This is a genomic window from Streptomyces sp. NPDC058289, assembly GCF_042880975.1.
GTDB lineage: Bacteria > Actinomycetota > Actinomycetes > Streptomycetales > Streptomycetaceae > Streptomyces > Streptomyces stoeckheimensis.
In genome coordinates this window covers 32,884-46,492 of record NZ_JBHVYI010000030.1, presented here as the reverse complement: position 1 = coordinate 46,492, position 13,609 = coordinate 32,884, and the positions used below count along the sequence as shown (strand labels likewise).

The 13,609-nt window shown below is 73.8% G+C and carries 11 protein-coding genes; all 11 read right to left on the bottom strand.

The window, feature by feature from the left end; translation table 11 throughout:
• Positions 1 to 3: 3 nt before the first annotated feature.
• Positions 4 to 1,422: an MFS transporter gene (locus ACFVX6_RS17665; protein WP_389692389.1), complete on the bottom strand. Its 1,419-nt coding sequence runs from the start codon at positions 1,420 to 1,422 to the stop codon at positions 4 to 6.
• The gene (locus ACFVX6_RS17660; protein ID WP_389692387.1) at positions 1,419 to 2,486 is read right to left on the bottom strand and encodes a transaldolase family protein; all 1,068 of its coding nucleotides are present in this window, start codon (positions 2,484 to 2,486) and stop codon (positions 1,419 to 1,421) included. The genes ACFVX6_RS17665 and ACFVX6_RS17660 overlap by 4 nt, the downstream gene beginning before the upstream one ends.
• A gap of 42 nt (positions 2,487 to 2,528) precedes the next feature.
• Positions 2,529 to 3,923: a dihydrolipoamide acetyltransferase family protein gene (locus ACFVX6_RS17655; RefSeq protein WP_389692385.1), complete on the bottom strand. Its 1,395-nt coding sequence runs from the start codon at positions 3,921 to 3,923 to the stop codon at positions 2,529 to 2,531.
• A 14-nt stretch (positions 3,924 to 3,937) separates the two neighbouring features.
• Entirely contained in the window at positions 3,938 to 4,936 is a 999-nt protein-coding gene (locus tag ACFVX6_RS17650) for an alpha-ketoacid dehydrogenase subunit beta (protein ID WP_389692383.1), read from the bottom strand.
• A 1-nt stretch (position 4,937) separates the two neighbouring features.
• On the bottom strand, positions 4,938 to 6,005 hold the full coding sequence (gene pdhA, locus ACFVX6_RS17645) for a pyruvate dehydrogenase (acetyl-transferring) E1 component subunit alpha (protein ID WP_389692381.1): 1,068 nt from the start codon (positions 6,003 to 6,005) through the stop codon (positions 4,938 to 4,940).
• Positions 6,002 to 7,204, bottom strand: coding sequence for a serine hydrolase domain-containing protein (locus ACFVX6_RS17640; RefSeq protein ID WP_389692379.1), 1,203 nt, complete (start codon positions 7,202 to 7,204; stop codon positions 6,002 to 6,004). Before ACFVX6_RS17640 ends, pdhA begins: the two co-directional genes overlap by 4 nt.
• 89 nt (positions 7,205 to 7,293) lie before the next feature.
• A complete protein-coding gene (locus tag ACFVX6_RS17635) occupies positions 7,294 to 7,983 on the bottom strand; it encodes an HAD-IA family hydrolase (RefSeq protein ID WP_389692377.1) in 690 nt (229 codons plus the stop codon).
• Positions 7,968 to 8,858: a sugar phosphate isomerase/epimerase family protein gene (locus tag ACFVX6_RS17630; RefSeq protein WP_389692375.1), complete on the bottom strand. Its 891-nt coding sequence runs from the start codon at positions 8,856 to 8,858 to the stop codon at positions 7,968 to 7,970. Before ACFVX6_RS17630 ends, ACFVX6_RS17635 begins: the two co-directional genes overlap by 16 nt.
• Complete coding sequence (locus ACFVX6_RS17625; protein ID WP_389692373.1) at positions 8,855 to 11,041, bottom strand: ROK family protein; 2,187 nt, start codon at positions 11,039 to 11,041, stop codon at positions 8,855 to 8,857. Before ACFVX6_RS17625 ends, ACFVX6_RS17630 begins: the two co-directional genes overlap by 4 nt.
• A complete protein-coding gene (locus ACFVX6_RS17620; RefSeq protein ID WP_389692371.1) occupies positions 11,038 to 12,243 on the bottom strand; it encodes a sedoheptulose 7-phosphate cyclase in 1,206 nt (401 codons plus the stop codon). The genes ACFVX6_RS17625 and ACFVX6_RS17620 overlap by 4 nt, the downstream gene beginning before the upstream one ends.
• A 234-nt stretch (positions 12,244 to 12,477) precedes the next feature.
• The gene (locus tag ACFVX6_RS17615) at positions 12,478 to 13,428 is read right to left on the bottom strand and encodes an aldo/keto reductase (RefSeq protein ID WP_389692369.1); all 951 of its coding nucleotides are present in this window, start codon (positions 13,426 to 13,428) and stop codon (positions 12,478 to 12,480) included.
• Positions 13,429 to 13,609 lie beyond the last annotated feature (181 nt).

Here is a 13,609-nt window from a genome sequence, read left to right as displayed (position 1 = left end):
CCGTCAGCGCAGGGTCAACTCCCCCTGGATCTCGGCGAGCGAGCGGTTCTTCGTCTCCGGCACCTGCCGTACGACGAAGACGAGCCCGCCCGCCGCCACCGCGGCGAAGCACCAGAAGACCCAGGACACGCCCACGGCGTCGGCGACCGGCAGGAAGAGCTGTCCGACGACGAAGTTGGCGGCCCAGTTGACCAGCGCGCACAGGGCTCCGCCGCGCGCCCGCGCCTCGGGCGGGAACAGCTCGGCGGCCAGGATCCAGAACACCGGTCCGAGGCCGATCGCGAAGCTGCCGACGTAGGTGATCATGCAGATCAGGGCGATCACGTTGGTCACCGGGCCGGACGGGACGCTCATCGCCGCACCCAGGGTGACGAGCGATACGGCCATGCCCGCGAGCGAGAACAGCAGCAGGGGCCGACGGCCGGCGCGGTCGATGAGCGGGATGGCGGCCACGGTCATGACGACGTTGACCACACCGATGAAGACCGCGTACTGGATGGAGTGGGTGGCCGGGAGTCCGGCCCGGGCCATGATGCTCGGTGCGTAGTAGATGATGCTGTTGATCCCGCCGAACTGCTGAACGGCCGCCAGTGTGAGACCGATCAGCAGCGCGCGGCGCACCGCGGGGTGGGCCGGGGCCGTCGCGCCGACCGTCTTCCTCGGGCGGGAGCCGGACCGCTGCCCCGTGCGGCGGCGGAGCCACTCCGGGCTCTCCGGGATGAAGAGGGTGCCCAGCAGCATGGCCGCGGAGGGGATCAGACCCACCGCGAACATCGCACGCCAGTCGGCGCTGCCGGCGAAGGCCAGGTTCACCAGGTACGACACCAGGATGCCCACGGTGAGCAGGACCTGATTGGCGGTCACCAGGCGTCCCCGCAGGCGGGGCGGGGCGATCTCGGCGAGGTACAGCGGGACCACGGTGGAGGCGCTGCCCACGGCCACGCCGAGGATCGTCCGGGCCGCGACCATGCTCGCGAAGTCGCGGGCCATGACGGCGGCGGCCAGCCCCAGCGTGAAGGTCGCCGCCACCGCGACGAGGACGCGTTTGCGCCCGAAGCGGTCGGCGGGCCTCGCACTGCCCAGCGCTCCGACGGCCGCGCCGAACAGCAGCGCCGAGATGACCGTCCCCTCCTGGAAGGAGGTGAGGGCGAAGTCCTCCTTCAGGAAGAGCAGCGCACCGGAGATGACCCCGGTGTCGAAGCCGAACAGCAGCCCGCCGAGAGCGACGACCGCAGTGGCCGCTCCCAGTCGCCGGGGCGTCGGCGGGGCCTGCGGCGGCGGGGCCTGCGATGGCTGCGGCTGGTGGGGTACCCGCGGCTCGTGAGGGGGGTGCGACGCCTGCGGCTGCGGCCGTACCACGGGCGTGGGTGAGCGGGGCGCGAGGGACGGGCCGAGGCTGCGCGCGTAGTCCTGCAGTCTCATGACACGCCCCCGGCGACCAGGGCCCTGCTCGGCGGGGCCGCGGCGAACGCAGCCGGTTCCCCCTCCAGTTCCCGTACGACCTCCTCCGTACGGATGCCGAACCATCGGAGGCACGCTTCGAAGTGCCCGGCCTGCGCGGCCAGTCCCCGGTCCGAGCGCGTCGGCCGGGGCCGCAGGCCCGCCGCGGTGTCGAGCGACTCCGCCCGGACGGCCAACGCGGTGTCCGCGTCGACGAGTTCGGCGGCGTAATCGGTCTGGGAGCCGGCGGCGGGTGCGAGATCGCCGAGTTCCGTCCAGACCAGGCGCAGGGGTCGCGCCCCCGCGGCTGCGAGGGTCTCCCAGGTCGGTGAGGTGCGGGGATCGAAGATCCGGGTGCTCGCCCGCCGGGCCAGCCGGGCCGCGAGCAGGGCCGCGGTCCCCCGCAGCGCCTTCGCCTCCTCGCCGCCGGCCCGGTCCAGGAGCCCGTCGATCCGGATGTCGAGGGGCCGCAGCCCGAACGCCACCGTCGAGGCGAGGGGGGCGAGGTCGCGGCCGTCGGCATGGGCCCGGGTCAAGGCCGACAGGTAGGCGGCCACCGCCTGTTCGTACCGCCGGGCGGAGAAACAGGTGGCCAGATGGACGGGGAGGCCCCTGGCGAGCAGGACCTCCATGGCGGCGACGCCGGCGTCGTTCGCGGGCACGGCGACGACCTGGTTGATGCGGTCCACCCGGTCGGCGAGGGACGCCGCCCCGCGGACCAGCTCCGCCGCGTCCGGCGCCGCCGCAGCGGGCAGGACGGGGGACGGCGGGAGCGGGGCCGGCGGGAGGGCGGCCGGCGGGAGGGTGAGCACGACCGTTCCCCGGCGGCCACCGGTCCGGTCGTGGAGGGGACGCAGCGCGTCGCACACCTGCCGCGCCGCGGCCACGCCGGTTTCCGGTCCGAGTCCGGCGCCGGCGATCGTGCCCGCGGCGCCCATGGCCGAGAGCTCGCTCAGCCGGGTGCCTTCCGGCACGCTGTCCTGCAGGTCGAGCCAGAGCGCCACGCTCCCGGCGGCGGATCGCCCCCGTACGGTTTTCGTGTTCACGGTCCCTCCCAGTGGATGTCGTGGGGATGGTGCGGAGCGCCCTCAGCCATGGGTGGCCAGACGCCGCGGATCGTGCAGTACGGCGGCCACGTCCGCGAGGACCCGGGAACCGAGCTCCCCGTCGACGAGCCGGTGGTCGAACGACAGGGCCAGCGTGGTGACCTGACGGGGCACGACCGCGCCCCGGTGGACCCACGGGCGGGGGCCGATCGCGCCGAGGGCGAGGATCGCCGCCTCGCCGGGGTTGAGGATCGGGGTTCCCGTGTCGATGCCGAAGACGCCGATGTTGGTCACGGTGAGCGTCCCGCCGCCGAGGTCGGCCGGAGTGGTCCGGCCCTCGCGAGCGGTGCTCACCAGGCCGTCCAGCGCCGCCGCGAGTCGCGGCAGGGAGAGGGACTGCGCGTCCTTGATGTTGGGCACGAGCAGCCCGCGCGGCGTCGCCGCGGCGATGCCGAGGTTGACCCGGTGCTTGAGGACGATCTCCTGCCGCTCCTCGTCCCAGGAGGCGTTGATCTCGGGATGGCGGCGGACGGCGAAGAGCAGGGCCCGTACGGCGAGCAGCAGCGGGCTCACCCGGACTCCGGCGAACTCGGGGTCCTTCCTCAGGCGCTCGACGAGCTTCATGGTGCGGGTGACGTCGACGGTGACGAACTCCGTCACGTGCGGGGCTCCGAAGGCGCTCTCGGTCATGGCCCGGGCCGTCGCCTTGCGGACGGCACCGGCGGGGATCCTCGTCTCGTGCACTGCCAGGCCGGGGCCGGACGGGGCCGGGACCTGCGGCTGCGCCTGGGCCTGCGATTCCGTCGGCACCCGCACCGATTCCGCCTCAGCGGCCGCCGCGCGCACGTCCTCACGGGTGATGTCCCCGTGCGGCCCACTGGGGCGCACCCCGTCGAGGGCCACCCCCAGGTCCCGGGCGAGCTTGCGCACGGGGGGCTTCGCCCGCGGGCGATCGGAGCCGCGTACGGCCGGGGCGGGGACGGCTGCCCTGGGGGGGACGGCCGTCGGCGCGGGGGCGACGGCCTCGGACCGCGCCGGAGCCGGGCGGCGGGGGCGGCGCGAGGTCGGGGCGGCGGCCGCCCCGTACCCGACCAGGACCGGCTGCCGGGCGGGCTCCGCCGGAGCCTGCGCGGCAGGGGCAGCGGGAGCCGCAGGGGCCTGGTCCGCGTCCCCGGTGGCCCCCGGCGGTGCGACGGTGATGATGACCTCGCCCACGTCCACCGTCGTCCCCTCCGGAAAGCGGAGTTCGCGCACCACCCCCGCGAACGGGACGGGCAGCTCGACCATGGCCTTGGCCGTCTCGATCTCGCAGACCACCTGCCCGTCCGTCACCGTGTCCCCCACGCCGACGTGCCAGCGGGCTATCTCCGCGTCCCGCAGCCCTTCGCCGACGTCGGGCAGGCGGAACTCCTGGTACCGGACCATGGTGTCCGTCATCTTCAACAGCCCCTTCAGGCGGCGAGTGCTCGGTCGACCGCGTCCAGCACGCGGTCGAGTCCCGGGAGGTACTCGTCCTCCAGCCGGGACGGTGGATAGGGGGTGTGGTAGCCGCCGACCCGCAGGACGGGGGCTTCCAGGTGGTAGAAGCAGCGCTCCTGGATCCGGGCGGCGATCTCCGCGCCGGCGCCGAAGAAGACCGGCGCCTCGTGCGCCACGACCAGCCGGCCCGTCCGGCGGACCGAGCGGGTGACGGTGTCGAAGTCGATCGGGGAGATCGACCGGAGGTCGACCACTTCCAGTTCGCGGCCCTCCTCGGCCGCCACCGCCGCCGCGTTCAGGCAGGTCGCGACCATGGGCCCGTACGCCACGAGCGTGAGGTCCGTCCCCTCGCGCACCACGCGCGCGGTGGGGGGCCCGGGGCGGGCGGCGGGCCGGGTGTCGACCTCGCCCTTCTCGTAGTAGCGCCGTTTCGGTTCGAGGAAGATCACCGGGTCGTCGCTCCGTACGGCTTCCCGGAGCATCCAGTAGGCGTCGGAGGGGGTGGCCGGTGACATCACGCGCAACCCGGCGACATGGGCGAACAGCGCCTCCGGCGACTCCGAGTGGTGCTCCACGGCGCCGATTCCGCCGCCGTACGGGATGCGGATCACGACCGGCAGCCGCACCCTGCCCCGCGAGCGGGCGTGCATCTTGGCGAGCTGGGTGACGATCTGGTCGTACGCGGGGAAGACGAACCCGTCGAACTGGATCTCCACGATCGGCCGGTAGCCGCTCAGGGCCAGCCCGATCGCGGTGCCGACGATGCCCGACTCGGCCAGCGGGGTGTCCATCACGCGGTGCTCGCCGAAGTCCTTCTGCAGCCCGTCGGTCACCCGGAACACCCCGCCGAGCCGACCGATGTCCTCTCCCATGAGGAGGGTCTTGGGGTCCTCGACGAGGGCGGTGCGCAGGGAGGCGTTGAGCGCCGCCACCAGGGTCATCCGCTCGCCGGCCACCGTGGTGGTCGTCATCTCATCCCTCCTGGGCGAAGGCCGCCCGGTAGACGTCGAACGCCGCGCGTTCCTCGTCCACCAGCGCGTGCGGTTCGGCGTAGACGTGATCGAAGAGGTTGCGGTCGTCGGGCGTGGTCATGGACCGGACGCCCTCGCGGACCCGTGCCGCCAGTGCCTCGCCGGCCGCCTCGGTCTCGGCGAAGAAGGCGTCGTCCGCGGCGCCCTCGGCCCGCAGCAGTCGTTCGAGCCGCAGCAGCGGGTCCTTCGCCCGCCAGCTCTCCACCTCGGCCGCGTCCCGGTAGCGGGACGGGTCGTCGGAGGTCGTGTGGGCTCCCATGCGGTACGTGAAGGCCTCGATCAGCGTCGGTCCCTCGCCGCGGCGGGCACGCTCCAGCGCCCACCGGGTCACGGCGAGGCACGCGAGGACGTCGTTGCCGTCGACCCGGACACCGGGGAAACCGAAGCCCTGCGCGCGCTGGTGGAGCGGCACCCGGGTCTGCTTCTCGTTCGACTCCGAGATCGCCCACTGGTTGTTCTGGCAGAAGAACACCACCGGAGCGCCGTACACGGCTGCGAAGTTGAAGGCCTCGGACACGTCTCCCTGCGCGGTGGCGCCGTCCCCGAAGTAGGCGACGACGGCGGACCCGGCGCCGTCCTTGGCCAGACCCAGGGCGTACCCGGTCGCGTGCAGCGTCTGCGAGCCGATGACCAGGGTGTACAGGTGGAAGCGGTGCTCCTGCGGGTCCCAGTCGCCGTGGTCGACGCCGCGGAAGAGCCTCAGGAGCCCGAGCGGGTCCATCCCCCGGCCCAGGGCGACGGCGTGCTCGCGGTAGCTGGGGAAGACGTGGTCGTCGGCCCGTAGGGCCCGTACGGAACCGACCTGGGCGGCCTCCTGCCCGAGCAGCGAAGGCCACAGGCCCAGCTCGCCCTGCCGCTGGAGGGTCACCCCCTCCGCGTCGAACCGCCGCGCCAGCGCCATGTCCCGGTAGAGGGAGCGCAGTTCCTCCGGGGAGAGGTCGATCGCGTGCTCGGGGTGCGCCACCCGGGTGCCGTCCGGGGCGAGGAGGCGTATGCCGTCGCCGGTCACGCCCCGCTCCCGATGCCGAGGCCGGCCATGGACTCCGCGACGGCCTTGACGATCGAGGAGGCCCGCTTGTCGTCGGGGCCCAGCGCGATCAGCCGGTTCATCACGTACGAGACGCCCGCCTTGGCCCGCGGCCAGGCCTGGTTGGCCGATCCGCCGGCGCCGTCGTGGCCGAAGGAATCGCCGTCGACGCCCGGGCGCGGGTTGGTCCGCAGCCGGTAGCCGCCCCCGCCGTAGACCATGGGCACGCCGATGAGCTGGTCGACCTTGCTGACGCGCGGGGCCCGCGCCTCGTCCAGCAGCCGCCGGGAGAGCAGGACCGGAGCCTCGTCGTACGGGCGGGCCGCGTCGGCGGCGAGGATGCCGTAGAGCGTCGCGAAGGCGCGTGCGGAGCCGATGACGTTGGCGGCGGGGATCAGGCCGAGACGGCGGTCCGGCCGGTTCCAGATCTCCTCGTCCTCAGGGAACGGGATCGGGTTCTGCCAGATCTTCTGGGTGAGCGGGTCCTCGCTGGTGAAGTACCCGCTGAACTGGTCGCGGAAGCCCGTCCCGTACTCGGTGCGCGCCACCGTGTGCTCCAGCTCCGGCGGGATCCCGAAGGAGATGTCGAGCCCGAGCGGACCGGCGATCTCCTCCGCGAAGAACCGGTCCAGCCGTCGGCCGTCGACGCGGCGGATCACCTCGGCGACGATCCAGCCGGTCGCGTACGGGCCGTACAGGATGCCCTCCGCGCGCGGGTCGCTCTCCTGGGGCTGGTCGGCCAGCAGCTTCGCCATCGCCTCGGGGTCCGCCAGGTCGTCCTGGGCCAAGTGGGCCGCGACGGCCGGCATCCGCGCCGTGAAGGTCACCACCTCGCGCAGGGTCACCTCCTCCTTGCCCTGGGCGGCGAACTCGGGCCAGTAGTGGGCGATCGGCAGGTCCAGGTCGACGACGCCGCGGTCGACGAGGAGGAGCAGTGCGGTGGCGAGGATGCCCTTGCTGCCGGAGAAGATCAGCTGGCGGGTGTCGCCGCCCCACGGGGTACCGCGGGTGGGGTCGGCGGCGCCGCCCCAGAGATCGACGACGAGTTCGCCGTCGAGGGTCACGGCGACGGCGGCTCCCTGTTCGTCCCGCTCGGCGAAGTTGCGGACGAACTCCTCGCGAACGGCTTCGAATCCGGGGGCCACGTGGCCGTGAATCAGCGTGTTCTGGTCGATGGGCATGACGAAGGCGCTCCGATCGGAGAGGAGGGGAGTGGAAGCAAGAAGAGGGTGATGGCGCGGGGCGGCGCCCGCGGGGGGGCTGCGGCGGCTCAGGTCCGCGCGGGGACCCGTACGCGGACCGGCGCGGACGTCGGCAGCACCAGGCGCAGGCCGTCCTCGTCCGAGGCGGCGCAGGTGGTCCCGGTGAAATCGGCGATCCGGGGACGGCCCTCGGCGGCGTCGCCTCCGTGTGCGCCCACGACCACCGAGAAGCATCCGGCGGCTCCGGCGGCGAGCAGGCCCAGTTCGGCGTCCTCGAAGACGACGGCGGCCGAAGGGCTGACGCCGAGCAGGCCGGCGGCGGCCACGAATCCCTCGGGCGAGGGCTTGCCCTCCCGTACGTCGTCCGCGCTGACGAGGACCTCCGGAAGCGGAAGTCCGGCCGCCGTCATGCGCCGTACGGCCAGTCCCCGGCCCGCGGAGGTGACGAGCGCCCAGCGGTGCGGCGGCAGCGCCGCCAGCAGTTCGCCGGCTCCCGGCACGGCGACGGTGCCGCTGAGGTCGGCCATGTCCTGGGCGACGAGCCAGGCCGTCTCCGCCTCCACGTCGGTGCCGGGCGGGGCGTACGCGGCGACGGTCTCCGCGGTGCGCTGGCCGTGCGCGGAGGCCAGGATCTCGGCCGCGTCCAGGCCGTGCCGCGCGGCGAAGCGGTGCCAGGTGCGTTCCACGGCGGCGGTGGAGTCCACGAGGGTGCCGTCCATGTCGAACAGCAGGGCATGAGCGGTCAGTACGAGGGGCATGGCTGTGCCGCCTCCCTTCTTCGTCGGTGCAGCCTGCGGGCGAACGCCCGGGCCCGGTCGAGGTCCGCGCGGAGCCGGGTCCGGTCTCCGTCGCGGTGGTCGTTCTCCAGCACGACCGCGTGCACGCCCGGCAGATGGCGTGCCACGGCGTCGACGGTCTCGTCGACACGGCCGTCGCCGTCGCCCAGGAGGGGGCTGAAGGCGGCGGCATGGCCGTCCTTGAGGTGGATCTGGTCGGCGAGGAAGGGTGCCGTCGCCTCCACCAGGTCGGGTACGTCGATGCCTGCACCGACCGGGTTGTAGCTGTCCAGCAGCAGTCGGAACGCCGGCGAGCCGACCTCTTCGACCAGCCGCAGGGCCTGGTGCGCGGGCAGCACGTTCTCGTTGGCCAGGAGGAAGCCGTGGGCCTGCGCCTGCGCCGCCGCCCAGCGCAGCACCTCGGCGGTGCGCATCAGTGCCGCCTCGCCGTCGATGGCGCTGCGCCGGAAGCTCGGCAGGAACACCAGCGGGACACCGAGCTCCCACGCCACGTCCAGCAGCCGGTCGATCACCGACCGGACCCGTGCGGCGGCCAGGGTGCCCGCCTCGGCGGTGAGGCCGATGTCGTTGAGCACGTTGGCCGCCACGCCGAGCGGGGTCACTCCGGCGGACGCGGCGGTGCGGCGCAGCCGCCCGACCGCTCCCCCGGCCGTGCCCGGCTTGTCCAGCCAGGGGCCACGTCCGGGTCCTCCGAGGTCGAACTGGAGCCCGTCGACCCGGTGTTGGAAGGCCAGGTCCACGGCCGCCTCGCCGCGTACGGGAAGCCGCCAGTCGACGAGGCCGGTCAGCGGGAGGCTCGGCGCAAGGCTCGACGCAAAGCTCGGCGCGAAGCTCATGACGAAGCCTCCGTCCGCACGGCGAGCTTCACCAACCGCCGTCCCTCGACGATCCGGCCCTCGTCGCGGGCGAGCGCGGTCAGGATGGCGGCCGCACCGGCGAGGTCCGTCTCGTGCGTCACCAGGTCCCGGTAGCGCTCCGGATCCCGGCACAGTTCGGCCGCCGCGTACTCCAGGTGCTCGTTGGCCACGCCGCGGTGGCCCAGGACCGACACCGTGCGGCCGTCGGCCGTGGTGAGCCGGGCGACGACGGGCGGTTCGGGCGTGCCGCCGCAGTTGGCGGCCCGCACCTCGGCCAGGTCGATGCCCGGGAACCACTCGCTGAAGGCGGGCCGGCGCAGCCCGCCGACGAGGTCGACGGCGACCTCGGCGCCCTTCGTCGCCGCCAGGGCCAGGTCGAGGCTCGGGAGGGTCGCCGGCGCCGGTGTGGCGATCAGGACCGCGACCCGTCCCCGGTCCAGCGTGCCGGCGGGGATTCCCGCCTCCAGGCCGTCCCGCAGGACGCGGTGGTCGGCGCGGTGCGGAGCTCGCCCGCTCCAGTCCAGGCCCGCCGGGGTGTGGTGCACGTGGACGGTCCGCACGGGGCGGCCGAGCCACCGCCGGGCGGCGCGCACGGCGAGGTGGCCGACGGTGCCGTCGCCGACCACGAGCAGGGTGTCGGGGTCGTGCCGGCGCAGCGCGAGCAGGGCGTACCGTACGACCGCCAAGGGCTCGATCAGCGCGGGCAGGTTCCCCTCGGGCACCTGTTCCAGGGGGAGGACGAGGCCGCCGCGGACGGCGCTCTCCGGTACGAGCATGCGGGCCTGCAGCATCCCGTCCACGTTGTGCCCGAGGAGGAACGACGGATCGGACGGATGCGTGGGATTGACCACGACGTGGGCGCCCGGCACCAGTCGCGGATCGGCCACGCCCGGGCCCACCTCGATGATCCGGGCCACTCCTTCGTGGCCCAGCACCGGGGCGCCGTCGTCGCGCAGACCCCGCAGGATCTGCAGGTCGGTGCCGCACACGCCGGCGACGAGGGGCGCGACGCCGAGCTCCCCGGGTCCGGGCGCGGGGGTGGGCCGCAGGCGCAGGTGCGTCGCGTCCCCCTCCCGTACGACTGCGGGGTGGACGGAGGGTGCGGCCTCCGTACCGCTTCCTGTGGACCGCTCTCCGTCGAGGGCCGCGATGCCCGCCCCGATGAGGCCGTTCGCCTCGCCCGGAGCGCACACGGTGATGCGGTCCGTCGCCCAGTCCGGTGCGCGTTCCCCGGTGAGGTACAGCCCCTCGCGGCGGAGGTGGCCGAGGACCGACGCCTTGTAGTACGCGCCGAGACCGCTGGCCACACCGCCGGTGAGGGCGAGTTCGTCCAGCTCCGGATCGAGGCAGAGCGCACTGCGCAGCACGTCGGCGACGGGCGCCGTGGACGCGTCGAGCAGTTCGGACGCGAGCGCGTCGCCCGCGCCGAGGGCCGCCCGGAGCGCCGGTTCGAAGCCGGCGCCGTCCGCCATGGCGCGCCCCAGGTGCGAACGCTCCCAGCGGCCGGGTGCGCGCTCCCGCAGCACGTCGGCCATCCGGCGCAGGCCCGGACCGGACGCGTACGAGGACACGTGCCCGGGCCGGCCGCAGTCGCAGAGCAGCTCGACGGGTTCGCCGGCCAGCCGGGCGGATGCGGGCAGGTGGCCGACCTCGCCCTGCAGCCCGCAGCCGTCCGTGGCGATCGTGCCGCTGCGCAGGTCCACGGTGCGGCAGGCGATGCCGGAGCTGACGGTCATCAGCAGCACCTTGCGGTGAGCACGGCGGTGCGGCGCGGAGACGAAGTGCAGCAGCGCGGCGGTGACGTCGTTGACGACGTGCCACCGGACGTCGGGACGCCGGGTGTTGAGCTCGCCCCGCAGGTCCAGCGGCGTGGTCTCGTCGCCGAACAGCGGTGCGGAACCGTAGACGGTGCCGCTGCGGTGGTCGAGGGCGGCGCCGAAGGAGACACCGGCGACGGAGCCGCCGGGCGTGCGGGGAACGGCCGCGCAGAGGGTGGCGAGGAGGCGCTCCCTCAGCTCGGCCACGGGGGTGTCGGGATGCCGCAGGCGGCTCGGCGACGGCTGGTTCAGGGTGTCGCCGAGTCCGTCGCCGGGCGACCAGGCGGCACTGCGCACATGGGTGCCGCCCACGTCGAGGACGGTGATCGGGCCCGGCGCGCTCACCTGGCCGTACCGTCCGCGTAGGCCCGTACGAACTCCAGGGCGCGGGCCAGTTCGTCGGCCGTGATGTCGTTGACGAAGACGCAGGAGCCGATTCCGTTGGTCAGCGGCAGGCGCTGGCGGCCGTCGCGGTGCTTGACCGCGTCGGCGAGGCCGACCTCCAGCAGTTCGGGGGTGAACACGGGGTGGGTCAGCGGGAGTCCGCAGCCGGCGATGAGGGCCAGCGCGCGGTGGGCGTCGCCCTCGGACAGGTACCGGCGTCCGACGGCGAGCGCCAGGCAGACGGCCATGTCGACGCCGACGGCCTCGCCGTGCAGCAGCGGCGGGTCGGCCCGCAGTTCCAGGGAAGGGCTGAAGGTGTGGCCGTAGTCCACCGAACGCTCCAGGACGCCTTCCCAGAGGTTCGGCTCCAGCTCGTCCAGCATGCCGGCGATCGCCCGGGAGACGACCTCGCTCATCGCCGCCCCGCAGTCGGCGAGCGAGTCGCTGGTGATCCGGGTGACGTTCTCCTCCAGCAGCTCGAAGAGCGCGCCGTCCTTGATGAGCGCCATCTTGATGATCTCGGCGAGTCCGTTGGCGATGTGCCGGGGCTCCACCGTCCTCAGGAACTCCGGGTCGATGAGGGTGACTTCGGGGGCGAAGTAGGTGCCCAGGCGGTTCTTGTGGGTGCCGTGGTTGACCCCGGTCTTCACACCGACGCCCGCATCGACCTGTCCGACGAGGGTCGTGGGGACCCGCACGTAGGGGGCGCCCCTGCGGTAGAGGCTCGCGGCCATGCCGACGACGTCCATCAGGACTCCGCCGCCGACGACGACCACGCGCTCGGTGCGGCGCAGGATGCCCATCTCGGTCATGGACCGGGTCACCTCGACGACCTGGTCGAGGTTCTTGGTCTCCTCGTCGCCGGGCATGACCTTCCAGAACGCGTCGACCTGCCAGGCGTCGAAGTAGCCGCGCAGGCCCGGGCCGTAGAGCTCGTCGACGGCCTGGTCCACGACGATGAGCGCGCGGACGGGGGCGCGGCCGTCGGCGCCGACGGAGCGGGCGAGGACGGGGTTGGCGGGGTTGAGGAGCCCTCGGGTCAGGGAGACCTCGTAGCCCACCGGCATCTGGGACTGGACGAACCACGTCAGGCCCGGCGGGCGGGGGATGTCGAAGGCGGAGGTGAGGCTACTGCTCGGACGGGCCGTGGTGATCTCGGACATCGTGGGAAGTACTCCGTCTGAAGGTCGGGGCGAGGAGGCCGGACGGGCCGGGGCAGGGCCGCGGGAAGGGCCCCGGGGACGGGCCCGGTGAAGGGCCGCGGGAAGGGGCGCGGGAAGGGTCGCGAGAAGGGCCGCGGGAAGGGCCCCGCCCCCGCCGGTCCGGGGATCTTCCGGGACCGGCGGGGACGGAACGGGTTCCGGCGGGGGGTCACCCGGCCGGACGAGGAGGCGCGATCACGCCTCGGGGGCGCCCATGGGTGCGGGCAGGGCGTCCAGTTCGGCGACGTCCTGGTCGGTGAGGTCCAGCGCGGCGGCGCCGGCGTTCTGGACGAGGTAGCGCTCGGTCTTGGTGCCGGGGATCGGGACGACGTGCTCGCCCTTGGTCAGCAGCCAGGCCAGCGCCACCTGTGCCGGAGCGGCCTCGTGCCGGTCGGCCACGGCGCGCACCGCGTCGACGATCGCCTTGTTGTGCGCGAACGCCTCTTCGGTGAAGCGCGGCTGGGTGCTGCGCCAGTCGTCCTTGGGCAGGTCGGCCGGGTTCTGGAAGGCGCCGGTGAGCAGACCGCGGCCCAGCGGCGAGAAGGGCAGGAAGGCGATGCCGTGCTCCACGGTGTACGGGAGGACGTCGGCGAAGGCGTCCCGGGTGAACAGCGAGGCCTCGGACTCGACGGCGGCCACCGCGTGCACGCCCTGCGCGGCGCGCACCTGCTCCAGGCTCACCGCGGAGAGGCCGAGCGAGCGGATCTTGCCCTGGCGCACGAGCTCGGCGAGGGCGCCCCAGCTCTCCTCCAGCGGCACCTGCGGGTCCACGCGGTGCAGGAAGTAGAGGTCGATGTGGTCGGTGCCCAGGCGGCCCAGGCTGGCCTCGACCGCCGCGGTCAGGTGCTCGGGACGGCCGTTGAGGCCGATGCCGTTCTCGTCGACGACGAGGCCGCCCTTGGTGGACAGCACCACCTCGTCGCGGCGGCCCTTGATGGCCCGCCCGACGAGGTCCTCGTTGGTGAACGGGCCGTAGACGTCGGCCGTGTCGATCAGGTTGACGCCGAGGTCGAGGGCGCGGTGGATCACCGAGACGGAGGCGTCGTCGTCCCAGCCGTGCGGGTCGTAGCCGAAGGACATGCCCATGGTGCCGAGACCGACGCGGCCTACTACGGGACCGCCGTTGCCGAGGGTGGTGGTTCGCATGAGGTTCTCTCTCCTTGAAGCGAGCTGACAGGGGGTGGAAGGGGGTCGGGGGTGCCGGTCGGGCCGGCACGTGGGGGTGGCGGCCCGACCGGCAGGTGTGGGGGGCTGGGGGCGCGGGGGGCGGCCACACCCCCCGTCAGAACCCGCACCACATCCCGAGGAGGAAAAACGTACACAGGAA

Coding starts and splice junctions, on each gene's coding strand:
- ACFVX6_RS17665 (WP_389692389.1), bottom strand. CDS start 1,422: ATGAGACTGCAGGACTACGCGCGCAGCCTCGGCCCGTCCCTCGCGCCC.
- ACFVX6_RS17655 (WP_389692385.1), bottom strand. CDS start 3,923: ATGACGGACACCATGGTCCGGTACCAGGAGTTCCGCCTGCCCGACGTC.
- ACFVX6_RS17650 (WP_389692383.1), bottom strand. CDS start 4,936: ATGACGACCACCACGGTGGCCGGCGAGCGGATGACCCTGGTGGCGGCG.
- ACFVX6_RS17640 (WP_389692379.1), bottom strand. CDS start 7,204: ATGCCCATCGACCAGAACACGCTGATTCACGGCCACGTGGCCCCCGGA.
- ACFVX6_RS17635 (WP_389692377.1), bottom strand. CDS start 7,983: ATGCCCCTCGTACTGACCGCTCATGCCCTGCTGTTCGACATGGACGGC.
- ACFVX6_RS17630 (WP_389692375.1), bottom strand. CDS start 8,858: ATGAGCTTCGCGCCGAGCTTTGCGTCGAGCCTTGCGCCGAGCCTCCCG.
- ACFVX6_RS17620 (WP_389692371.1), bottom strand. CDS start 12,243: ATGTCCGAGATCACCACGGCCCGTCCGAGCAGTAGCCTCACCTCCGCC.
- ACFVX6_RS17615 (WP_389692369.1), bottom strand. CDS start 13,428: ATGCGAACCACCACCCTCGGCAACGGCGGTCCCGTAGTAGGCCGCGTC.